Here is a 21,810-nt window from a genome sequence, read left to right as displayed (position 1 = left end):
GACGCGGTCGAGGAGGGGAAGAACCAGGTCGGACACGTCGTAACACTCACTCATTCGAGGAAGGATCCCGCCCGGCGGCAAGCCGGGGATCCCCACAGATGGCGGCCGTTATACCGCAAGCGGCCGATCACGCCATCGGCTGCTTGCTAACGCCACGGTTGCGGCTGTGCGCAGTCCAACAACCCGAAGAACATTCTGCACTCACGGTGAATTTTGGCCGCGACGCGACAGCTGCGCAGGGATGCGCTAGAGTGCGCGGGCACGGCGCGATCTCGCCAATACGCATCCCGCACGGAGGTCAGATGGGACTGTGGATACCGGCGGGCGGGCTCATCATGGGGCTCTTGCTGGCGATGCCGGGTCAGGCCCGTGCGGTGCCGCTCTATCCCGCGCTCGATCCCGCCTGGCTGCCGCACCTGCCCGTCTGCCCACCCACCGACCGCACCTGCGACACCGTCTCGCGGCGCCGGGTTCCCGTCTGCACCTGGCGATTGCGGCCGACGCCCGAAGGTCCGCGGCGGGCCCGGATCTGCGCGTGACCCGCGCCGCCTCGAAGCCGGCCGGCAGCGCCCTCCTGCTGCTCCTGGTGGTCTCGCCGGTCGTTTTGCCGGTGGTCTTGCCGAGCCCGGCGCTGGCGCGCAGCTGCCCGGAGCACTTCGCGGGCGGCACCCCGCCGGTCCTGACCAATCCGCGGCTCGCCGCCGACACCACGCTCCTGTGCTACAGGGCTTTCGCGGTGCTCTATTCGGGCCTGTCGCGCACGCCGCTCTACGCCGCCGAGCACCTCACCGCCGGGCGGGTCGAGGCCGCACGTCGGGTCGACCGGGTCGACGCCTTCCACGAGGAGGACGGCCTGCCGGAGGCGGCGCGCTCCGACCTCGCGGATTACGCCGGCAGCGGCTGGGACCGGGGCCACATGGCCCCCTCCGGCGACATGCCGAGCCCGAGCGCACAGGCGGAATCCTTCAGCCTCGCCAACATCGTCCCCCAGAATCCGGACCTCAACCGCCGGCTCTGGGCCGGGATCGAGAGCAGCGTGCGGGCGCTGGCGATCGAGCGCGGCGACCTGTTCGTCATCACCGGCCCGCTCTTCGAGGGCACGAGCGTGCAGTCGCTGCGCGGCCGGGTCCTGATCCCGACGCGACTGTTCAAGGCGGTCTACGACGCCAATCGCGGCGAGGCCGGGGTCTACCTCGCCCGCAACGCCGCTCCGGGCGAGGCCTGGGAGGCGGTCTCCCTCGAGCAGCTTGCGGCGATCGGCGGCATCGTCGCCTTCCCGGACCTGCCGGACTCCGTCCGCCGCCGCATCATGGCTTTGCCCGAGCCGAGGCGCGACGAATATGCCGGCGGCCCGCGCAGCCGCCACGAGCCCGGGATCCTCGACTGGCTCGCCGCCGAGCTGCGCCGCGCCGCCCGTCGCGCCTGGCGCGACTTCCTCCGCTCGTTGTTCTGACGAGGATCCCATGCCCGCGCACGCGAAGCCCGCCTTCTCCCCCTTCGCCGACGACGCCGCGGTCCAGACGATCGGCGACCTGACGCTCGAGAACGGCACCGCCCGGATCGCGCTGCACGGCTCCCTCGACTTCGCCCGCGACCGGGAGAGCCTGGAACGGGCGAGGGCCTTGGCCAAGACCCTCTCGGCGATCGTGGCGGCGCTCGAGGGCGAGGTGGACCTGCCCGAGCGGACGGAGGAGGTCCGGGCGGCGACGAAAGCGGTCAAGAACCCGTTCGGGTGAGGGCGCCCCCGCGCCGCCTTGCACCCCCCCGGCGGCCCTGGTAAGCGCGGGAGCACTCCCTATTCCCACGCGCGGCCGCCCGCGCCGGCGCCCGTCGGGCAGGATCGTCGCCGAGATCATCCGCCCGCCCCGCCTCGAATCCGGCCGGGACCGTGCGCCAGAACCCTGAAGGACCAGCCCATGGCCCGTGAATTCATCTACCACATGCGGGGTCTGACCAAGACCTATTCCAGCGGCAAGAAGGTGCTCGACAACGTGCACCTGTCCTTCTACCCGGACGCCAAGATCGGCGTGCTCGGCGTCAACGGCGCCGGCAAGTCGACGCTGCTGCGGATCATGGCGGGCATCGACACCGAGTTCTCCGGCGACGGCTTCGTGGCCGAGGGCGCGCGGGTCGGCTACCTGCCGCAGGAGCCGCAGCTCGATCCGGACAAGACGGTCCGCGAGAACGTGATGGAGGGCGTCGCCGAGTCCCAGGCGATCCTCGATCGCTACAACGAGCTCGCGATGAACTATTCCGAGGAGACGGCGGACGAGATGACCCGTCTCCAGGACGAGATCGAGGCCAAGGGCCTGTGGGATCTCGATTCCAAGGTCGACCAGGCGATGGACGCCCTGCGTTGCCCGGGCGACGACGTGGCCGTGGCCACGCTCTCGGGCGGCGAGCGCCGCCGCGTCGCGCTCTGCCGCCTGCTGCTGTGGCAGCCGGAACTCCTGCTCCTCGACGAGCCGACCAACCACCTCGACGCCGAGACCGTCGGCTGGCTCGAAGGCCACCTGCGCACCTATCCGGGCGCGATCCTGATCGTCACCCACGACCGCTACTTCCTCGACAACGTCACCAGCTGGATCCTGGAGCTCGACCGCGGCCGGGGCATCCCCTACGAGGGCAACTACTCGTCCTGGCTGGTGCAGAAGCAGAAGCGCCTCGCCCAGGAGGGCCGCGAGGAGGAGTCGCGCCAGCGCACCCTCGAGCGCGAGCAGGAATGGGTCTCGGCCTCGCCGAAGGCCCGGCAGGCCAAGTCCAAGGCCCGTATCGCCCGCTACGAGGAGCTGGTCGCCAAGTCCCAGGAGAAGGGGCCCTCGACCGCCCAGATCGTCATCCCGATCGCCGAGCGGCTCGGCAACAACGTCATCGAGTTCGACCACCTGGAGAAGGCCTTCGGCGACCGGCTGCTGATCGACGATCTGTCGTTCAAGCTGCCACCGGGCGGCATCGTCGGGGTGATCGGCCCCAACGGCGCCGGCAAGACCACCCTGTTCCGGATGATCAACGGCCTGGAGACGCCGGACAAGGGCGAGATCCGCATCGGCGAGAGCGTCAAGCTCGGCTATGTCGACCAGTCCCGCGACGCGCTGAACCCCGACGCCACCGTCTGGCAGGAAATCTCCGGCGGCAACGACATCCTCTATCTCGGCAAGCGCGAGATCAATTCGCGCGCCTATTGCGGCGCCTTCAACTTCAAGGGCTCGGACCAGCAGAAGAAGGTCGGCGTGCTGTCGGGCGGCGAGCGCAACCGCGTCCACCTCGCCAAGATCCTGAAGAGCGGCGCCAACGTGCTGCTGCTCGACGAGCCGACCAACGACCTAGACGTCGACACCCTCCGCGCCCTCGAAGAGGCGCTGGAGGATTACGCCGGCTGCGCGGTGATCATCAGCCACGATCGCTGGTTCCTCGACCGGATCGCGACCCACATCCTCGCCTTCGAGGGCGACAGCCACGTCGAGTGGTTCGAGGGCAACTTCGCCGACTACGAGGCGGACAAGAAGCGGCGCCTGGGCGTCGATTCCACCATCCCGCACCGGATCAAGTACAAGAAGTTCAGCCGCTGAGCGGCAAGAGGGGCGCAAGAGGGGCGACGGAACGCCGCCTCCGTCCATCGATCACGGAAACGGGCCCCAGGGGCCCGTTCTCGGCAACACTTGCCACGGGAATGCAATGACGAACGATACGATTTCCGGAAGTTAACTTCCGGAACTTGCATCAGTGGCCTCACGAGAAATGTTGTCGCAAATTTTCCGATCTTATCGGTGAGACATATGACTATTCCCCATCTTCCCTGGACCGGCGGCTGCCGCTGCGGACAGCTGCGGTTCACAATCACGCAGCGGCCATTGCTCACGATGGCCTGCCATTGCACCGGCTGTCAGCGAATGACAGGCAGCGCCTTCTCGACGACGATCACGGTACCGACGTCCGGCTTCGACGTGACACAGGGTGCGCCTGTCATCGGCGGCATGCATGGAGAGCAGGCTCGCCACCACCATTGCGACTGGTGCAAGAGCTGGGTGTTTACGCGAATTGTCCCCGATATGGGCTTCGTCAACGTTCGCGCGTCGATGCTTGACGACGCAAGCTGGTTCGCTCCGTTCATCGAAACATACACGAGCGAAGCGTTGCCATGGGCGAGAACTTCGGCAAAGCATAGCTACGCGGCATTTCCCGAGATGGAGGCATACCCGCATCTTATCGCGGAGTTTGCAACTCAGGGCTGACCGCCCCAACGGTCCAACATCGACATTCCCGGAAACGACCCGTTCGCGCAAAGAGAAACGGGCCCGCGGGGCCCGTTTTCGTTCTGCGGGACGCCCCGAGCCTACTTGGTCACGGCGTAGAGCGAGGCACCGGAGGCGATCGGCGAGGTGACGGTGGAGAACACGCTGAGCACCTTCTGGACCTCGGTGAAGGGTGCGTTCGAGACGTAGACGAGGTCGCGGTTGCGCATCCGGAACGCCTGGGAGACGAACAGGCTGTTGGGATCGCGCATGTTGATCCGGTAGACCACCGGCACGACGTTCGCCGAGAGCAGCGGGCTGCCGGGGCGCAGCCGGCGCACCACCGAGGCCGGCTCGAACCGGAAGACGAACACGCCGGCCGGGTCGGCCTGGAAGTCGCGCAGCCCCCCGGACTTGGCCAGCGCCTGGGCGAGGGTGATGCCCTCGGCCGAGAACGGGATCTCGTAATTCGCCCCCGTCGCCCCGACGGCCAGGAAGGTCTGAGGATCGCGCACCAGGGTCAGGGTGTCGCCCGGGCGCAGGAAGATGTTCTCGCGCGGGTTGGAGACGACGGCCGTGAGCGGCACCGTCGCGGTGGCCGAACCGCGGGAGAGCCGTACGAAGGTCTCGTTCACCGGCGCCGAGACGCCGCCTGCCGTGGCGATGACGTCGAGAAGCCGGTCGCCCTTCTCGGTCAGCGGCACGCGGCCACCGCCGAGGTTGGAGACCGGGCCGGCACCGAACCCGCCGCGGGCCGCCGCCAGGCGGGTGCCCCCACCGCCGGCCGCCGATGCCTCGCCCAGCACCGTGACGCTGGTGCTCAGCGGCGAGTTCACGGTGACGAGCACCTGCGGCTGGATCGCCTTGCCGGCGAGATCCTGCTCGATCTGCGCCTGCACGTCGGCCGCGCGCTTGCCCGCGACCTTGATGCGGCCGGCATAGGGCACCGAGATCGTCCCGTCCCGGGCCACGATCTGCTCGGGGATGCTCGAGGATTTCGAGCCGGTGGAGAAGCGGTCCGCGATGGCGGGGCCCGAGAACAGGCCGCCGCTGCCGGCCTCCCAGATCGTCACCGTTACGGCATCGCCGACGCCGATCACCGGCTGCACCGAGGGGCGGCGGTCGCCGAAGGAGGCGAGCAGGCTGTCGAGGGGGCGGCCGCGCAGGGCCTCGACCACGGCCGCGTCGACGTCGACGAGTTCGTAGCGGGCGAGCAGGCCCTGGTCGGTGGCGATGTCGGCGCCGCTCTCGACCGCGCTCGCGGTCGGGCCGGACGCGGGCAGGAAGCTGCTGCAACCTCCGATGAGGCAAGCCGCCGCCAGGACCGCTGGCATACCGACGCGCACCATGCACCACCCTCCGAACCATCCGGGCCGTCCGCGACGGCCCCTTCGGTCTTCACTCCGTCGATTCCGGCCTGCCATGCGGCAAGGCCGGAAACTCGTCCCGATCCGATCGGCGGCCGCGCGGCAAGCCGCGAGCGGCCACGCTTCGCCGACCTCCCTCTAGCACCCCGGATCGCTGCGATCGATTTAACGGAGCGCCGTGGAGGCCGTCGGCGCGCACAAGCAGCGCCGGTGTTGCGCAGGGCCCACGGCAGGCCCCGCGGCCGGGACGGCCTCGGCCCCAAATGCGTCGCGAGCGTGGCGGTGGGCAAGCCGATCGTGGCTCCGGCGCATCGCCGGGCGCACCGCCTTGTGAATCCCGGGTACGATTCCCGGAATCTCCATGTTCCTGCCCAGATCGAGAGTCTTATGGCGACAGTCGTTCGGCGAACGATCGAGCCCGCGCCGCGATGGCATCGCACCTGCCGCGACACCGCGATTTTCCGCGAATGTTGCAGCCCTGCCATTGTCCGTCCGGGTCCGGCCGGTACTGTCCGGGTCGTCAGCGGCTCGCGCGCAGGACGCGCGCCCCGAATGTCCGTCCGGGCAGGCTGGCATTAGCCTGCTCGGGCCTTCGCCGTCCCAGGGCTTCACCGGCAGACCGCGAGCGGCCGCCGGTTCCCGCCCAGACCCTGAGGTGTGCCCGTGAGAGCTGATCCCGCGCGAAACGTCGAACCGGCCCGCCAGCCTGCCCGCCCCGGCACCCGCCAGGTCTTCCTGTTCCTGCAGGGTCCGATCACGCCGTACTTCGCCCGGGTCGCCGACGCGCTGGAGGCGCGCGGGCATCGCTGCCTGCGTGTGAATCTCTGCTTCGGCGACTGGATGTTCTGGCGCCGGGCCGGCGGGGTCAACTTCCGCGGCACCCGGGAGACCTGGCCGGCCTTCATCGCCGACCTGATCGACCGCGAGGGCGTGACCGACCTGATGCTGCTCGGCGAGCAGCGCTACTATCACAAGGTCGCGGTCGCCGCCGCCAAGGCGCGCGGCCTGAACGTCACGGTGACGGATTTCGGGTACCTGCGGCCGGATTGGATCACGCTGGAGCGCGACGGCATGTCGGGCGACAGCTGCTTCCCGAAGGACCCGGAAGCCGTCATGGCGCTCGCCGCGCAGGCGCCCGAGCCCGACCTGGTGCCGCGCTACCGCGACAGCTTCTGGCTCCAGGCCGTCTGGGACATGGCCTACCACCTGATGAGCAACTGGCTCTGGTGGCTCTATCCCGGCTACAAGTCGCATCAGGTGCATCACAACGCCCTGATCTATCTCGGCACCGGCCTGCATATGCTGCGCGCCAAGCGCACCGGCCCGCGGGTCGACGCCCTCGTGCGCCGCCTGCGCGAGGCCGGCACGACCTATTACGTGCTGCCGCTGCAGATGGAGAACGACTTCCAGCTGCGCGCCTATTCGCCGTTCTTCGACCTGAAGACGCCGATCCACGCGGTGATCCGCTCCTTCTCCGAGCACGCACCGGCGGAGTCGCGCCTGCTGGTGAAGATCCACCCCCTCGATCCCGGCATCCGCAACTGGGCGCGCATCGTGCGCCGCTCGGCGGAGAAGTGGGGCGTCTCCGACCGGGTCGACTTCGCCGATGGCGGCGATCTCGGCGCGATGCTGGAGGGCTGCCGCGGCGTCGTCACGGTCAACAGCACCGTCGGCCTGTGGTCGATGCGGGCCAACAAGCCGACCATGACTCTCGGCGCCGCGATCTACGACATCCAGGGCCTGACCTACCAGGGCGCGCTCGAGACGTTCTGGACCCAGGCCGAGCCGCCCCGGCGCGACCTCTGGGACGCGTTCATCAAGGCGATCGTCGCCAACATCCAGATCCGCGGGGTCTACTACAAGGGCGAGGGCATGGCCGCCGCCGTGGAGGCCACCGCCTCCCGCCTCGACCTCACGCAGGGCGCCTGGCTCGAGGTCCGCTCCCGGGCCCGCACCGCCCCAGAGACCGGCGACGACCTGCCGGGCATCGAGGCGCTGCAGAACGCCTGACCGCCCGGAGAACCGGGACGCGAGACCAGACGGGGCCGGCAACGGCCCCGTTTTCGTGTCCGGGTCCCGTCACGGCCCGCGTCGACCGGAGGCCGGCACCGAGGGCGGGCCGGCCATCCGGGCCATCGCGCCTCACCCGCGCCGCAGCAGGCGCCGCCAAACCAGCGACCAGACCTGCTTGACCAGCGCCTCGGGGGTGAGGGCGCGGCGCGCCAGTTCCGGGTCGCCCGCGGCGAGGCGCTGCACCAGCACCTCGGGCGGGCAGGGCAGGCCGGTGCGCGGGTCGACGTAGCGCGGGTAGAGGATGAGGGCGCCGGCCACCAATTCGTCGAGCGTCAGCCGGCGGGTGCGGCGAGGGCAGCCGGGATCCTCGGTCAGGCCCCAGCCGGCATAGAAGGGCAGGCCGTGGGTGGTCACGGCCTTGCCGCGCAGGAGCGCCTCGAAGCCGATCAGCGAGGTCATGACCTCGACCCGGTCCGCCGCCTCGATGGCGTCGATCGCCGAGACGTCGCGCAAGACCACGTCGGCATGGGCGGCAAGCTCGTCCGGCGGCACCCAGCCGGGCCGCAGGCCCGCCTCGACGTCGGGATGCGGCTTGAAGGCGATCACGGCGCCGGGGTTGCGCTCGCGAGCGAGGCGCAGGAGCGCGGCATTGCCCGGCACCGTCGTCCCCCCGAGGCGGATCGAGGCGTCGTTCTCGACCTGGCCGGCGACCAGCACCACAGGGCCCGGCCGCGGCATCACCGGCATCGCGGCGCTGCCGACATTGTACTTGCTGACCCGCGCCGCGATCACCGCCTCGCGCAAGGCGGCCGCCCGGGCGAGGAGATCGGCCGGGAAGGTCCCGGTCTCGAGCAGGCGCTCGAGGTCGCTCGGACCCGTGGCATCGTAGTAGACGCCGGCGGCGTCGAGGACGTGCGAGGCGCCCGGCCGCAGGGCGACCCCGAGGCCGATCGAGCGCAGGAAGCCGTCCTCCATGCGCAGGAGCGGCACGCCCGCCGCGCGGCAGGCCGCCTCGGTGCCCGCGGGCATCCGGCTGGCCCAGGTCACGACGCGCCGGACCTCCGCGAGTTCGCCCGCCGTGACCGGCGCATCGCCGCGGCGCACCACCGGGCGGCTGCCCGGCGCCGACAAGGTTCTGGTGATCCAGTCCCGCTTCCAGGCCGAGAAGCCGACGCAGAGGGTGGGCACCGCGTTCTCGCGCCACCGCGACGCGACGAGGTCGAGCATCGCCACGGCATCCTCGAAGCGGGCGGGCGCTCCCGTATAGGGGTCGAAGTAGCGCGAGCAGACGAGGTAGGCGGCGGCGAAGACCTCGGCGGGCTTGCGCCGGCGGGTGCGCCGGGGCAAGTGCAGCCGGTCGTCGGTGAAGCCCCAGCCGGCGTAGAAGGGCAGGCCGAAGCAGGTCACCGGCGTGCCGGCGAGCGCCGCCTCGAAGCCGGCATGGGCCGAGACGACGTAGACGCGGTCGCAATCCTCGGCGACCGACCAGGCCGTGACGGGATCGCTCACGAGGCGAGCGCCGGCCGCCTCCGCCGCCGCCGCGTCGATATGGCCGCGCCGGCCGATCTTGGCCGCCGGATCCATCACCACCAGTCGCTCGGCCTCCGGCGCGTCCGCCGCCGCGGCGGCCAGCATCGCCCCGAAGGCGCTGGCCCCGGCGAGGCCGAAACCCACCGTCGGGTCGCCGACGGCCTGGTCGACGATCACCACGCGCCGGCGGGCGCCCTCCGCGCGCGGCGGCAGGTCGCGACGGCGGGGGTCGTTGTCGAGGCTGAGCCGCCCCTGGCGCAGGCGCGCGATGCCGGCCCGGGCCCGGGCGACGAGATCGTCCGATTCCCAGCCGCCCTCCTCGAGCATGACCTCGAGTTCGCTCGGCGCCGTGGCGTCGTAATGGATGCCGAGCCCGTCGATGATGTAGCTCAAGGAGCGCTCGGGACGAGCGTCGCCGAGCCGCAGGAAGCCCTCGTCCCACCGGTCGCTCAGGCGCACCCGCCGCGAGGTCGGCTCGCTGCCCAGGCGCCGCGAGCGCCGCGGGCCCGGCCCTTCCGACTCCGACGGCATCCGGGGCCACAACCGCTTCAGCTTGCCGCGATCCATCCGCCTCTCACTCACTGCGGACCGTGCCGCCCCGGCGATGCAACCCGGAGGAGGGGCCGTTCCACATCAACCCCGGCCCCGTCAAGCACGCACGCCGTACGGCCCCGGCGGGCCGCGACCGGTCATGCCCCTCTCCTGCACCGGTTTTCCTTAAAGTCGTTCTGATTTTTTCAATCCCGCGGCAACCGGATTTTTCGGCGACCCGGTCGGCTCCGCCGTGCTACAGGCGCGGCCGTGCCGCCGCGTTCCGATCCACCCTGAGGGACTTGCCATGCCCGTCATTCTGATCACCGGTGCATCGAGCGGCATCGGTGCGGCCCTGGCGCAGCATTACGCCGCCCCCGGCACGACGCTGGTCCTGAATGCCCGCGGGGCCGAGCGCCTCGAGGCGGTGGCGGAGGCCTGCCGGCGCAAGGGCGCCGCGGTCGAGGCCCGGACCCTCGACGTGCGTGACCGGGACAGCGTGCGGGCCTGGATCGACGACGTGGCCGAGCGTTACGGCCTCGACCTCGTGATCGCCAATGCGGGGGTCAATGGCGGCCATCCCGAAGGCGGGCTGGAGACCGAGGAGACCGCCTTCCTGGTGCTCGACGTCAACCTGATGGGCGCTCTCAACGTGGCGCTCCCGGCGGTCGCCCGGATGGCGAGACGGGGCCAGGGCCAGGTGGCGCTGATCTCCTCGCTCGCGGCCTATGCGCCGCTCCCCGACGCGCCGGCCTATAGCGGCACCAAGGCGGCGCTCCTCGCCCATGGCCTGGCCTTGCGCGAGAAGCTGGCCCCCAGAGGCGTGCGGATGAACGTGGTCTGCCCCGGCTACGTGAAGACCGCCATGGGCGCCGACTACGAGGGCTGGCGCCCGCTCGAGATGAGCGCCGAGGCGGCAGCCAAGCGCATCGCCAAGGGGCTGGCCCGGAACGAGGCGGTGATCGCCTTCCCGGGCCTTCTCGCCGCGGCGGCGCGGGGGGCCGCGCTCATCCCGGAATCCTGGCGCCGCCTCGGCATGCGCGGCTTCAGCTTCCGGATGAGCGAGCGCCAGCAGCGGTGACCGTGTTTTCGTCGCGGAGGTGAGAGAAGACCGGTGCGGATCGCCCTGTTCACCCTCGAGGCCCTGCCCAACGCCCGGGCCGTGCGCCGCTTCGTGGCCGATCACGCCGCGCGGATCGCTTTCGTGGGCCTGTCCGACCCAGAACGGCCCAGCACCGGCGGGTTGACCGGCCAGGTGCGGCGCCACCTCCGACGCTCCGGGCCCGGCTTCCTGCCCTATCTGGCGGTGAATTTCGGCCTGCCCGACCTTGCCCGCGGGCTGGCGCCGGCGACGCAGGCGCTGTCGGGAAGCCGCGACCTGCCGGAGGCCACGCCCTTGCGGACGCTGTGCCGGCGCCTCGGCCTGCCGCACGCCACCATCACCGACGTGAACGGGCCGGAGACGACCGGGCACCTGCGGGAAAGCAGGGCCGACCTGATCCTGTCGTTCCACTTCGACCAGATCTTCGATGCCGCGACCCTGGCCGCGGCCCCGAAGGGCGGGCTCAACGTCCATCCCTCGCTGCTGCCGCGCCACCGCGGCCCGGTGCCGACGCTGCACGCGCTGCTGGAGGACCGGCCGGATTTCGGTGTCACCGTGCACCGGCTGGCACCGGAGATCGATGCCGGCGGCATCCTGGCTCAAGCGCCGGTGACGCTGCCCGAGGGCGTCACCGCCTCACGGGCGGCGATCCTGCTGCACGAGGCTGGGCGGCCGCTGCTGGAAGACGTGCTGGCCGAGGCCGAGCGGGCGGGCAGGCTGCCGGAGGGGCGCAGCGTTCCGGTCCTGCCCTATTGCGGCTTCCCAAGTCCGGCGCAGCTGCGCGACCTGAAGCGGCGGGGCAGGAGGCTCGTCGATGCCGGGGATCTGAGGGAGGCGCTGAGCCTGTCGCTCAAGCCGTGAGCACGTTTCGGAACGGCATGATACCAACGGCCTCAGATGCTGACGCATCAACGTCGATCTCGGGCTTGCCCGAGATCGACGCGGCCGTTGACCCATCTCGAATTTTCGACTTCAAGCCAAAAGCTTGGCGACAACTCGAGAACGGAACCAAAGGTCGTCTTCTTTCGACCGTTGGTATGACGGCATTCATCCCACTCTCGCCCTCATCCTGAGGTGCGAGCGGGAGGGGGAAGACCGCGGCCTGGTCAGGACACCCCGGGTCCCGCAGCGCGGCCCCCGAACGACCCGAAGGGCTTTACGCCCGCCGCGACATCAGCCGCTCGACCAGCGAGCCGCCCTGGTTGAGCTCGTCGAGCTCGTCGGCCAGCACCGTCACGGTCTCGCGGATCTGCTCCGGCGTGTGCTCGGAGGTGATGAAGAAGCGCAGGCGCGACGAGCGCTCCGGCACCGCCGGGTGGATGATCGGCTGTACGTTGATGCCGCGCTTGAACAGCCGGTCGGACAGGGTCACGGCCTTCAGCGAATCGCCGAGGATCACCGGGACCACCGCGAGACCGAGGCTGGTGCCGGTATCGAGGCCGCGCTCGCGGGCGGTTGCGAGGAAGAGGGCGCCGTTGCGGCGAAGCCGCGCCACCCGCTCCGGCTCGCGCCGCATCAAGGCGAGCGACGCGGTGGCGGCGGCGGCCAGCGGCGGCGAGAGGCCGACCGAGTAGACGAAGCCGCCGGCGGTGCATTTCAAGAGTTCGACCAGCGCCCCGGCGCCGGCGACGTAGCCGCCGCAGGAGGACAGGGTCTTCGACAGCGTGCCCATCCAGATGTCGACGCTGCCGGGGGCTACGCCGCAATGCTCGTGCAGGCCGTGGCCGTCCTGGCCGAGCACGCCGAGGCCGTGGGCGTCGTCGACCATCAACCAGGCGCCGTAGCGCTCCTTGAGGGCGACCACGCCGGCGAGGTCGGGGGCGTCCCCGTCCATGCTGTAGAGGCCCTCGATCACGATCAGCGCCCGGCGATGCTCGTGGCGCGTCGCGTGGAGCAGCGATTCGAGGGCCTGCAGGTCGTTGTGGGCGAAGCTGCGGCGCTGGGCGCCGGAGAGCTGGGCTCCGGTGACCACGGAGTTGTGGATCAGGGCGTCGTGATAGATCACGTCGCCGGGCTCCAGCAGGGCCGCGATCGTCGCCACGTTGGTGGCGTGGCCGCTCACCATCACCACGCAGGCCTCGGTGCCGTAATGCGCGGCGATCGCCTTCTCGAGGGTGAGATGGCCCGGGCGCTCGCCGGCGACGATCCGGCTAGCCGAGGACGAGGTGCCGTAGACGGCGAGCGCGTCCTGCGCCGCCGCGTTCACCTCCGGATGGCCGTTGAGCCCGAGGTAATCGTAGGACGAGAAGTTGGTGAAGGCGCGCCCGTCGATCCGCGTCGTGGCGCCGGCCTTGGCGTCGTGCACGCGGAAGAACGGGTTGCCGAGGCCGATCAGGTCGGCGGCCGAGCGCTGGAGCTTCAGCTCCTTGTAGGCCGGCAGGCTGTCGAAGCTCTGCGCCTGGGCCAAAGCGGGCTTCGGCTCCGGCCGGGTCGGAGCGGGACGGACGGGAGCCTTGCCGAGGCGGGCGGCGACGAAGCCCGCCAGGGCCTCGCGCCCGCCCGCGCCGTGGGAGGATCCGCTGCTCATTGGGTGATGACCTTGATGTCCTGGCTGTTCTGCTCGACCAGCACCTGAAGGGATTGCAGCGCCTCGGCATCGACCGCCTCCGCCCCGCCGTGGCGCTGCGACAGGCTGAGCACCGCCGCGGCGCTCTCGTCGACCGGGGCCGCCACCGACTGGATCAGGGTGTCGGCGAGTTCGGTCACCGTCTGGCCGCTCGACACGCCGGAGGGCGGCGCGTCGAGGCCGAAACGCTCCTGCAGGCTGGCGCCGAGCTCGACGCCCATGAGCGAGTCGAGGCCGATCTCCGAGAGCTGGCGCACCCGGCTGATGTCGTCCTTCGGCAGGCGCAGGATGCGGGCGATGTCCTCCACGATGGCGTCGGCGACGGTCTTGCGGACCTCGTCGAGGTCGTGGGCGCGCAGCAGGCCCGGGATGCTGATCGCGGCCTGCCCGCCGGACTCCGCCTGCTGCTCGGAGCCGAGGCTGGCATAGCTCGGGGAGCGCAGGGTGGCGAGGCGCTCGCGCGCCTTGCCCCAGTGCATCGCCGCGATGGCGATCACCGCGTCGTCGGGCGCCGTGCCCTGGAACCCCAAGGCCTCGGCCATCAGGTCGAGGGACTTGCGGGCATCGACCGGGGTCACGCCGACGCGGCCGGCGAGCGTCTCCATCACGGCCTTGTTGCGGGCGAGCACGCCCACGTCGCCGATGGCGCCCCAGGCCACCGCCAGGGCCGGCAGGCCGAGGCGGCGGCGCTGGCGGGCCAAGCCCTCCATGAAGCCGTTGGCGGCGACGTAGGAGCCCTGGCCCGGATTGCCGATGAAGGTCGTGGCCGAGGAGAACAGCACGAAGTAGTCGAGCGCCCGGTCGCGGGTGAGCGCGTCGAGATGGCCGGCGCCGATCACCTTGGGGGCGATCACCGCCTCGAGGGCGGTGGAATCGAGGTTCGCGATCAGACCGTCCTGCAGCACCATCGCGCCGTGGATGATGCCGGCGAGCCTCACCCCCTTGGCTTCCACCCGCTCCAGCAGGCGCTGGACCGAGGTGCGGTCGGTGATGTCGCAGGATTCCACCTGCACCGCGACGCCCCGGGCCTTGAGATCGGCGATCGTCGAGAGCGCCGCCTCGCCGGAGGGCGCCTTGCGGCCGACGAGCGCGATGTGGCGCGCACCCCGGTCGGCGAGCCAGCGCGCCGCCTCGATGCCGAAGCCCCCGAGGCCGCCGGTGACGAGGTGGACGCGGTCGGGTGCGACCACGAAGGGCTTGGTCGTCTCGGCCGGCACCGTGCCGGCCTTGGGCGGCGCGATCACGATCTTCCCGACGTGACCCGATTGCTGCATTAGCCGGAACGCGTCCGAGACCTCCTCGGCCGCGAAGGGCTGGTAGGGCAGCGCCTTCAGGCTGCCGTCGGTGAAGAGCGCCATCACCTCGCGGAACAGCCGCTTGCCTTCCTCGGGCTGGAACTGCAGCAGCTGGTCGAGGTCGACACCGAAATAGGAGAGGTTCCGGCGGAACGGCCGCAGGCCGATATGGGTGTTGGCGACGTAGTCGCGCTTGCCCAACTCGACGAAGCGCCCGAAGGGCTTGAGCGCGTTGAGGCTGCGCTCCATCGCCTCGCCGAACAGGCTGTTGAGCACCACGTCGACGCCGTCGCCGGTGATGCGGCGGATGTCGTCCACGAAGGCCAGCGAGCGGGAATCGAGCACGTGCTCGGCACCGAGTGCCTTGACCAGCGCGCGCTTCTCGTTCGAGCCCGCGGTGGCGATGACCCGGGCGCCGCGCATCCGGGCGATCTGGAGCGCGGCGAGGCCGACGCCGCCGGCGCCGCCATGGACCAGCACCCACTCGCCGGCCTTGAGGCGGGCGAGGGTCACGAGGCCGTAATAGGCCGTGAGGAAGGCCACCGGCGTGGTGGCGGCCGCCTCCGGCGACAGCCCCTGGGGCGCTGCCGCCACCACCATCTCGGGCACCACGATATGGGTGGCGAAGCCCGACTGGGCGAAGGCCACCACCCGGTCGCCGGGCTTGAAGGCGGTCACGCCCGCACCCACCGCGGCGACGCGGCCGGCGCATTCGAGGCCGAGCCGCGGGCCGGCGAAGCCGTCCTCGAGGATCTCCTCGGGCAGCATCGACAGGGCCCAGAGCACGTCGCGGAAGTTGAGGCCCGTGGCCTCGACCGCGATCTCGATCTGGCCGGGGCCGGGCGCGGTGCGCTCGGCCGGTCCCCAATGCATCTCGTTGAGACCGCCCGTGGCGCTGCGCTCGAGCCGCGCGGCCGGGGCCGCCGGACCGGACCGGCGAGCCGGACGCGCCCCTTGCGAGAAGCGGACGACGCGGGTCGCGTCGTCGTCGACCACGATCTCGGTCTCGGGGGTCCCGGACAGGATCAGGTCGCGCAGGCGCTCGGCGGCGCGCTTCGAGGAGATCGCCGTCGACAGGTCGATGCGGCGCACGTCGAGCGACGCGACCTCGTTGGCGAGCGTCCGGGTGAAGGCCCAGATTCCGGCCTCGACGCCGCAGGCGAGCCCGCCGCGGTCGCGGGTGGCGCCGGGGCAGACCACCCAGAGCCGGGTCTGACGGCTGCCCAGGTGCTCGACGCAGCGCTTGAGCCCGAGGCAGCGCTCGCGCAGGCGCTCGGCCGGCTCGCCGCCGCGGTTGAAGGCACCGGCGAGGTAGACCACCGTGTCCGGCGTCTCGCGCTCCAGCTCGCGCAGGGAGGCCTCGGAATCGAGGATGATCGAGACATGGACCCCGCTCGCCACCAGGAGGGTGGCCAGCGACGAGGCGGTCTCGGCCGCGAACTCGTCCTCGGAGCCGATCACGAAGGCGAAGGTCTGGCCGGCGGCGGCCTTCGGCCGGGGCGGGGCCTCGGCCAGCAGCAGCAGGTCGTTGCCGTTGCGGGTGACGGCCTTGTCGGCCGCGACCTTCACGAGGCCGACCGCGCTCAGGGAGCGCTGCCAGCCCGCCACGTCGTCGAGACGCCCGACCGGCACCTCGCCGACGGTCTCGAACCAGCCGGCGTTCAGGCCGAACACCATGTCGCGGAACAGCGAGGCGCCGGGTTCGACCGCCGCGAACAACCCGCCGGCCGCGAGGCTCGAGGCCAGGGGGCTGAGGAGGTCGCGGGAGGCGCGATGGAGCACGTCGCTCGCCAGCACCGCATCGAAGGCGGCGAGCCCGAGGGCGGCCGGATCCTCGACGATCGTGACGCCGGAGGGCAGGGCGAGGCGGGCACGCTCGGCGAGGCGCCGGTCGGCCTCGTACACCGTCAGGCGCGCCTCGTGCAGGCCGGCGAAGGTCGCGACCTGGGCCGAGAGCGGCCCGAACCCGACCTGGAGCAGGCGCAGGGCCCGGTCGCGGGGGAGCGACGCGGCGCTGTCGTCGAGGAGCCGCATCACCGTGTCGGCCGAGGCCCGCACGGTGGCGCCGCGGAGGCAGAAGGCGTCGAGGGCCGCCTGCGGCAGGGACGGGGCGTCGGAGAGCGTGCCGGCCAGGATGCGCGAGACCACCGCGCCGAGATCGGCGCAGAGCAGCAGCTCGGCCGACAGTTCCGGATGGTCCGCCGCGATCCAGCGCATGATCTCGTCGGGCTCGGGCAGCGTCACGTCGGCGCGCAGGCGCCAGCGCCCGTCGCCCGCACCGTCCGCAAGCCCGCTGACCTCCAGCGCCAGGAGCTGGTTGACGAGCCAGGGCCGCAGGGCGGCCGGCAGCCGGCGCGAGGCCGCGACGTCGACGACGCCGCCGACCGCCAGGCCCCGGGCGAGCCGGTCGGCGAGGGAGGTCGCCCAGCCTTCGAGCAACATGTGGCCGGCGCCCAAGCCTGCCTCACCCTTGGCCGCCTCGCCGGTGGCCGTCACGCTGCCGGCTTGCCGGCGGACCAGGGCCGCGATGGCCGGCTGCGGCTCGAGGGCGATCGCCGTCGGCTCGGTGGCGAGCTCGGTGAACTGGCGGATCGCGAAGGCGTCGAGGTCGTTGCCCGCCTTCATGCGCAGGGCCTGGAACCGGCCCTCGCGCAGGGTCGCGACGACCTCGCCGGCCTCGTCCACCAGGGTGAAGTCGGCCAGGATGCTGCGCTCGTTGCAGCGCCGGGTGCGGATCACCGCCCGGGCGATCACTGCGCCGGGGCGCACGAGCCGGATCTCGCCGAAGCGGATCGGCACGTAGGCCCGGCTCGCCGCCTCGCCGAGGAGGTCGGCGAAGAGCAGGATCAGGCCGTGGAAGCAGGAATCGAGGCGCGCGGGCACCAGGCCGTAGCGGTCCTGAGCCTCGGCCGGCAGCAGGTCGGAGACGATGGTGACGTCGTCGAGCCGGGCCGAGCGGGCGACCTGGCGGAAGGAGGGCCCGAAGCCGAGGCCGGAGGCCTTGGCGCGGGCATAGAGCGCCTCGCCCTCGACCGTGGTCTCGGTGGGCAGAGCCGCCACGTCGCGGCCGGTGAGGTGCGGCGGCGGGGGCGTCTCGCCCTCGACCAGCTTGGCGACGGCGTGGAGCTGCCAGGGCGCCTGGCTCAGGCGCGGCCGGGACAGGATCTGCACCAGGTTGGCGCCCGGCGCGAACCGGGACAGGACCTCGCGTACCGCGTCCTCGGCGAAGACCATCGGCTGCTGGATCTCGAGATCCGCCAGCGTGACGCTCTCGGAGCGCACGATCTCGCGGCCGACCGCCAAAGCCATCTCGGCGAAGGCGGCGCCGGGCAGGATCGCCTGGCCGTCGATGCGGTGGTCGTCGAGATCCGGCACCGTCGCGACGTCGAGATGCGCGAGCCATTCCAGCCCGTCCGGCCCCTGGCGGGCGCCGATCAGCGGGTGGTAGGGCCTGGCGCTCGCCGGGTTCATCGCCTCGGTGGTCTCAGGCAGGCGGAAGACCTTGCGCTGCCAGGGATAATGCGGCAGCGCCACGCTCCCGGCCGGGTCGGCCCCGAAGGTCGCCGCTTCGTCCACCGCCGCACCCGCGGCGAGCGCCGCCGCCAGCGCGCGCCGGAACGGGTCGGCCTCCAGCGTCTTCTTCGGCAGCACGCCGACCGTCGCGCCGTCGAGGCCGAGCGGCTCGAGGCAGTCGCCGATATGTGGCAGCAGGGTCGGCCGCGGGCCCACCTCGACGAAGATCCGGGCGCCGGCTTGCGCCGCGGCCTGGACCGCCGCGCTGAACCGCACCGGCTCGCGGATGTTGCGCCACCAGTAGCCGGCGTCGAAGGCGCGGCCGTCGAGCACGTCGCCGGTGACCGTCGAGGCGAGCGGCACGGTGCCCGAGGAGGGCTTGAGCCCGGCGAGGTCGCGCCGCAGCGGTGCCTCGATCGGGTTCATCAGGCGGCCGTGGAAGGCGTAGTCGAGGTCGAGCTTGCGGCCGCGGCGGCGCTTGCGCGCCAGCGCCTTCATGGCCGCGTCGATCACCGCGACCGGGCCCGCCACCGTCACGGCCTTCGGGCTGTTATAGGCGGCGATGTCGAGCTCGGGGTAGTCGACGAGGAAGGCCTGCGCCTCCTCGACGGGAGCGAGCAGCACCGCCATGGTGCCGAGCCCGCGGGTCGCCTCCTGGTGCTTCGAGCGGTAGAAGATGACCTTCACCGCCTGGTCGAGCGTCAGGATGCCGGCGGCCTCGGCGGCGCCGATCTCGCCGACCGAGTGGCCGACGATGGCGGTGGGCCTGAGGCCGACGGCGCGGAGCGCCGCCGTCGAGGCCGCCTCGATGGCGAAGATCAGCGGCTGCGACACGCTGGTGAGGGCGAGCCGCTCCTCCAGGTCGTCGGCGTGCAGCGCCTCCTTCAGAGACCAGCCGGCCAGCGGCCGGAACAGCGCGTCGGCCTCGTCGAAGCGGGCGCGGAAGTCCGGGTTGAGGGCATAGGCGTCCCGGCCCATCCCGGCCCACTGGCTGCCATTGCCCGAATACACGAAGGCGACGCCGCCAGCGCGCTCGACCGCGGTGGCGACCACCGCGGCTTGCGTCTCCTCGCCCTCGGCGATCGCCCGCAGCACCTCGGTCACGCCTTCCGGCTCGAGGTCGCGCAGCGGGATCGCGGCGCGGGCCGGCAGGCGCTCGCGGCGATGGGCCGCCGCCGCCGCGACGCGGGCGATCTCGGCCGCATCCGCCCCGTCGAGGCGGGCGGCGTAGTCCTGGGCGAGGTCGGCGAGCGCCGCCTTGGTCTGGGCCGAGACCAGCAGCACCTCAGGCGCCTGCTGCGCGGCCGCGGACGGCGCCGGCTCCGCCGCGGCCGTGGCGGCCGGCGCCGGGTCGGTCAGGATGACGTGGGCATTGGTGCCGCCGAAGCCGAACGAGTTCACGCCGGCGAAGCGCTCCTTGGCCGTGCGGGGCAGGGGCCGCAGCTCGCGGTTGACCGCGAGGTTCAGCTCGTCGAACGGGATCGCCGGGTTGAGCTCGGCGCTGTGCAGCGAGGGCGGCAGCAGGTCGTGCTCCAGCGCCAGGCTGGCCTTGAGCAGGCCGGCGAGGCCGGAGACCGGCTCGGTATGGCCGATATTGGTCTTGATCGAGCCGATCGGCAGGGGCGTGGAGCGGCCGCGGCCGAGCTTGCCGCCGATGGCGCCGGCCTCGATCGGGTCGCCGACCGGGGTGCCGGTGCCGTGGGCCTCGACGAAGGCGATCGCATCGAGGGCGACGCCGGCCTCGCGGTAGATCTCGTCGAGGAGCGCGCCTTGAGCGTAGCCGGAGGGCAGGGAGATGCCGGTGGTGCGCCCGTCCGAGTTGACCTTGGAGGCGGCGATCACGCCGCGCACCACCGAGCCGTTGCGGGCGGCGGCGGCTGCCGATTGCAGCACCAGGACGACGCCGCCCTCGGCCCGGACGTAGCCGTCGGCGCTGGCCGAGAAGGCCTGACACAGCCCGGTGCGCGACAGCATCGAGGCGTTGGAGAACGACACGAAGTTGAACGGGCTGACCAGCAGGTTGACGCCCGCCACGACCGCCGTGTCGATCCGCCCCGAGGCGATCGCCGCCACCGCGGCGTCGAGGGCGACGAGGGACGACGAGCACGCCGTGTCGAGGGTGAAGCTCGGCCCCTTCAGGTCGAAGATGTAGGAGATGCGGTTCGACAGGATCGACAGCGTGTTGCCGGTCGCCGCGTAGGCGTCGCCCGAGGCGGCGTCGAGGACCCGCAGGTTGCCGTAATCGAGCGAGGAGGCGCCCACGAACACGCCGATCGGGCTGCCGGCCACCGCCGAGGGCCGCAGGCCCGCGCTCTCCAGGGCCTCCCAGGTCAGTTCCAGCAGCAGGCGCTGCTGCGGGTCCATCTGCTCGGCCTCGCGGGGCGAGATACCGAAGACCGACGGATCGAAGGACCAGGGATCGTCGATGACGCCGGCGGCCCAGGTGTAGCTCTTGCCGCGCTCCTGCGCGCGGGGATGGCCCATGCGCTCGAGGGACCAGCGGTCCTCCGGGATGCGCGAGACGGCGCACCGTCCCTCGATGAGCATCTGCCACAGGCTGTCGACGCCAGAGGCGCCCGGAAGCCGGCAGGCCCGACCGATGATCGCGATGTCAGGACGCTGTGTCACGTTCGATTCGCACACGCTCATTTACGGAGGACCGGACGCGACGGCGCCGCACCCGGGCATTCAACCCAACCCATAGTATGAGGCCCGCGTCGCGCCAACCCCGGAACGGCGCGAGCCGCCCCGACGGAGCAAGACTTGGTCCAACTGTGACATCTCTTCATCAGTCAAAGTCCTGTCGCATGGCCAGCACAACGCCGGCGCGCACGACACAACATTGTCATCTGAAAGATATGCCAGGTCTCCCGCACTATCTGGTCGAGCTTGACGCGGTCCGGGCCGGGCCAGGGCGCGTTCGACACGTTAGACCCGATGAATCGGGTCGCAATGGGGCAGACCGGCGCGGGAACCGCTCGCGCGAGCGGTTGCGCTCAGAATGCCTTGAAGGTGATGATGGTGCGGGTGTCCTGGATGTCGGCGATGGTCTGCACGTGCTCGGCCACGAAATGCCCGATATCCACACCATCATCGACGTGGAACTTGGCCAGGACGTCGTAATGACCGGCCGTGGAGTAGATCTCGGACGCGATCTCGCGGTCGGCGAGAGCGCTCGCCACGGTGTAGGTCTTGCCGAGGCGGCACTTGATCTCGACGAAGAAGGTCTGCATCGGCTCGCTCCCGGCGATCGAAGGAATTCTTATTGGAAAGATTCGCGAGTGCGCAAGGGGCGCTCACGCTCGTCCGGCCGCGACGGCGCCCGATCCCCGAGTGGAGCCGGCCAGCGACCGGTCAGGACCGCCCGATGCTGGCATAGACGAAGCCGTGCCGGCGGACATCCTCGGGACGGTAGACGTTGCGCAGGTCGACGAGCACCGTCTCGGCCATGGCGGCGTGCAGGCGCTTGAGGTCGAGCGCCCGGAACGCGTCCCACTCGGTCACGATCACGAGGGCGTGCGCCCCTTGCGCGCAGGTATAGGGATCGGCGGCGTAGTCCACCCCGCTCAGGACGGCCTGCGCCTGTTCCACCCCTTCCGGGTCGTAGGCCACCACCCGGGCGCCCGCATCCTGCAAGCCAGCGATGATCGACAGCGAGGGC

Annotated in this window: 14 protein-coding genes; 8 read left to right on the top strand and 6 right to left on the bottom strand. The window is 71.5% G+C overall.

From position 1 onward, the window contains the following. Positions 1-302 precede the first annotated feature (302 nt). The 5 genes from VQ03_RS33925 (at position 303) to VQ03_RS23515 (ending at position 4,232) form a co-directional block, all read left to right on the top strand. Complete coding sequence (locus VQ03_RS33925; RefSeq protein WP_167376123.1) at positions 303-539, top strand: hypothetical protein; 237 nt, start codon at positions 303-305, stop codon at positions 537-539. Next, positions 536-1,453: a DNA/RNA non-specific endonuclease gene (locus VQ03_RS23530; RefSeq protein WP_048453335.1), complete on the top strand. Its 918-nt coding sequence runs from the start codon at positions 536-538 to the stop codon at positions 1,451-1,453. The genes VQ03_RS33925 and VQ03_RS23530 overlap by 4 nt, the downstream gene beginning before the upstream one ends. 10 nt (positions 1,454-1,463) lie before the next feature. Then, positions 1,464-1,736, top strand: a complete 273-nt coding sequence (locus tag VQ03_RS23525; RefSeq protein WP_048453334.1) for a hypothetical protein — start codon at positions 1,464-1,466, stop codon at positions 1,734-1,736. A gap of 180 nt (positions 1,737-1,916) precedes the next feature. Beyond that, positions 1,917-3,569: an energy-dependent translational throttle protein EttA gene (gene ettA / locus VQ03_RS23520; protein WP_048453333.1), complete on the top strand. Its 1,653-nt coding sequence runs from the start codon at positions 1,917-1,919 to the stop codon at positions 3,567-3,569. A gap of 207 nt (positions 3,570-3,776) precedes the next feature. After that, the gene (locus VQ03_RS23515) at positions 3,777-4,232 is read left to right on the top strand and encodes a GFA family protein (protein ID WP_048453332.1); all 456 of its coding nucleotides are present in this window, start codon (positions 3,777-3,779) and stop codon (positions 4,230-4,232) included. Between the two features lie 101 nt (positions 4,233-4,333). On the opposite strand, the gene VQ03_RS23510 is transcribed toward VQ03_RS23515, so the two are convergent. Then, a complete protein-coding gene (locus VQ03_RS23510; RefSeq protein ID WP_048453331.1) occupies positions 4,334-5,581 on the bottom strand; it encodes a polysaccharide biosynthesis/export family protein in 1,248 nt (415 codons plus the stop codon). Positions 5,582-6,262: 681 nt separating this feature from the next. Here VQ03_RS23510 and VQ03_RS23505 point away from each other — a divergent pair. After that, a complete protein-coding gene (locus VQ03_RS23505; RefSeq protein WP_048453330.1) occupies positions 6,263-7,609 on the top strand; it encodes a capsule biosynthesis protein in 1,347 nt (448 codons plus the stop codon). 132 nt (positions 7,610-7,741) lie between these two features. On the opposite strand, the gene VQ03_RS23500 is transcribed toward VQ03_RS23505, so the two are convergent. Next, positions 7,742-9,709 (bottom strand): capsular polysaccharide biosynthesis protein, encoded by a 1,968-nt coding sequence (locus VQ03_RS23500; RefSeq protein WP_048453329.1) that lies wholly within the window; start codon positions 9,707-9,709, stop codon positions 7,742-7,744. Positions 9,710-9,980: 271 nt separating this feature from the next. On the opposite strand from VQ03_RS23500, the gene VQ03_RS23495 reads away from it, so the two are divergent. Both VQ03_RS23495 and VQ03_RS23490 read left to right on the top strand, forming a co-directional pair. Then, on the top strand, positions 9,981-10,754 hold the full coding sequence (locus tag VQ03_RS23495) for an SDR family NAD(P)-dependent oxidoreductase (protein WP_048453328.1): 774 nt from the start codon (positions 9,981-9,983) through the stop codon (positions 10,752-10,754). A 33-nt stretch (positions 10,755-10,787) separates the two neighbouring features. Next, the gene (locus VQ03_RS23490) at positions 10,788-11,636 is read left to right on the top strand and encodes a formyl transferase (RefSeq protein ID WP_048453327.1); all 849 of its coding nucleotides are present in this window, start codon (positions 10,788-10,790) and stop codon (positions 11,634-11,636) included. A gap of 295 nt (positions 11,637-11,931) precedes the next feature. Here VQ03_RS23490 and VQ03_RS23485 read toward each other — a convergent pair whose 3' ends face one another. The 4 genes from VQ03_RS23485 to VQ03_RS23470 all read right to left on the bottom strand — a co-directional run. Then, the gene (locus VQ03_RS23485; protein WP_048453326.1) at positions 11,932-13,302 is read right to left on the bottom strand and encodes an aminotransferase class I/II-fold pyridoxal phosphate-dependent enzyme; all 1,371 of its coding nucleotides are present in this window, start codon (positions 13,300-13,302) and stop codon (positions 11,932-11,934) included. After that, a complete protein-coding gene (locus VQ03_RS23480; RefSeq protein WP_157064229.1) occupies positions 13,299-20,777 on the bottom strand; it encodes a type I polyketide synthase in 7,479 nt (2,492 codons plus the stop codon). The genes VQ03_RS23485 and VQ03_RS23480 overlap by 4 nt, the downstream gene beginning before the upstream one ends. 368 nt (positions 20,778-21,145) lie before the next feature. Next, the gene (locus VQ03_RS23475) at positions 21,146-21,382 is read right to left on the bottom strand and encodes an Lrp/AsnC ligand binding domain-containing protein (RefSeq protein ID WP_048426071.1); all 237 of its coding nucleotides are present in this window, start codon (positions 21,380-21,382) and stop codon (positions 21,146-21,148) included. A 121-nt stretch (positions 21,383-21,503) separates the two neighbouring features. Beyond that, positions 21,504-21,810, bottom strand: a 307-nt coding sequence (locus tag VQ03_RS23470; protein ID WP_048453324.1) for a UDP binding domain-containing protein, incomplete at its 5' end; no start/stop codon positions are given.

This window comes from Methylobacterium tarhaniae (assembly GCF_001043955.1).
Classification (GTDB): domain Bacteria; phylum Pseudomonadota; class Alphaproteobacteria; order Rhizobiales; family Beijerinckiaceae; genus Methylobacterium; species Methylobacterium tarhaniae.
This window is presented reverse-complemented; position numbering and strand designations above follow the sequence as displayed.

Bases quoted from the DNA above. Each gene is read 5' to 3' on its own strand.
- VQ03_RS33925 (WP_167376123.1), top strand. From the start codon at position 303: ATGGGACTGTGGATACCGGCGGGCGGGCTCATCATGGGGCTCTTGCTG.
- VQ03_RS23525 (WP_048453334.1), top strand. From the start codon at position 1,464: ATGCCCGCGCACGCGAAGCCCGCCTTCTCCCCCTTCGCCGACGACGCC.
- ettA (WP_048453333.1), top strand. From the start codon at position 1,917: ATGGCCCGTGAATTCATCTACCACATGCGGGGTCTGACCAAGACCTAT.
- VQ03_RS23515 (WP_048453332.1), top strand. From the start codon at position 3,777: ATGACTATTCCCCATCTTCCCTGGACCGGCGGCTGCCGCTGCGGACAG.
- VQ03_RS23510 (WP_048453331.1), bottom strand. From the start codon at position 5,581: ATGGTGCGCGTCGGTATGCCAGCGGTCCTGGCGGCGGCTTGCCTCATC.
- VQ03_RS23500 (WP_048453329.1), bottom strand. From the start codon at position 9,709: ATGGATCGCGGCAAGCTGAAGCGGTTGTGGCCCCGGATGCCGTCGGAG.
- VQ03_RS23495 (WP_048453328.1), top strand. From the start codon at position 9,981: ATGCCCGTCATTCTGATCACCGGTGCATCGAGCGGCATCGGTGCGGCC.
- VQ03_RS23485 (WP_048453326.1), bottom strand. From the start codon at position 13,302: ATGAGCAGCGGATCCTCCCACGGCGCGGGCGGGCGCGAGGCCCTGGCG.
- VQ03_RS23475 (WP_048426071.1), bottom strand. From the start codon at position 21,382: ATGCAGACCTTCTTCGTCGAGATCAAGTGCCGCCTCGGCAAGACCTAC.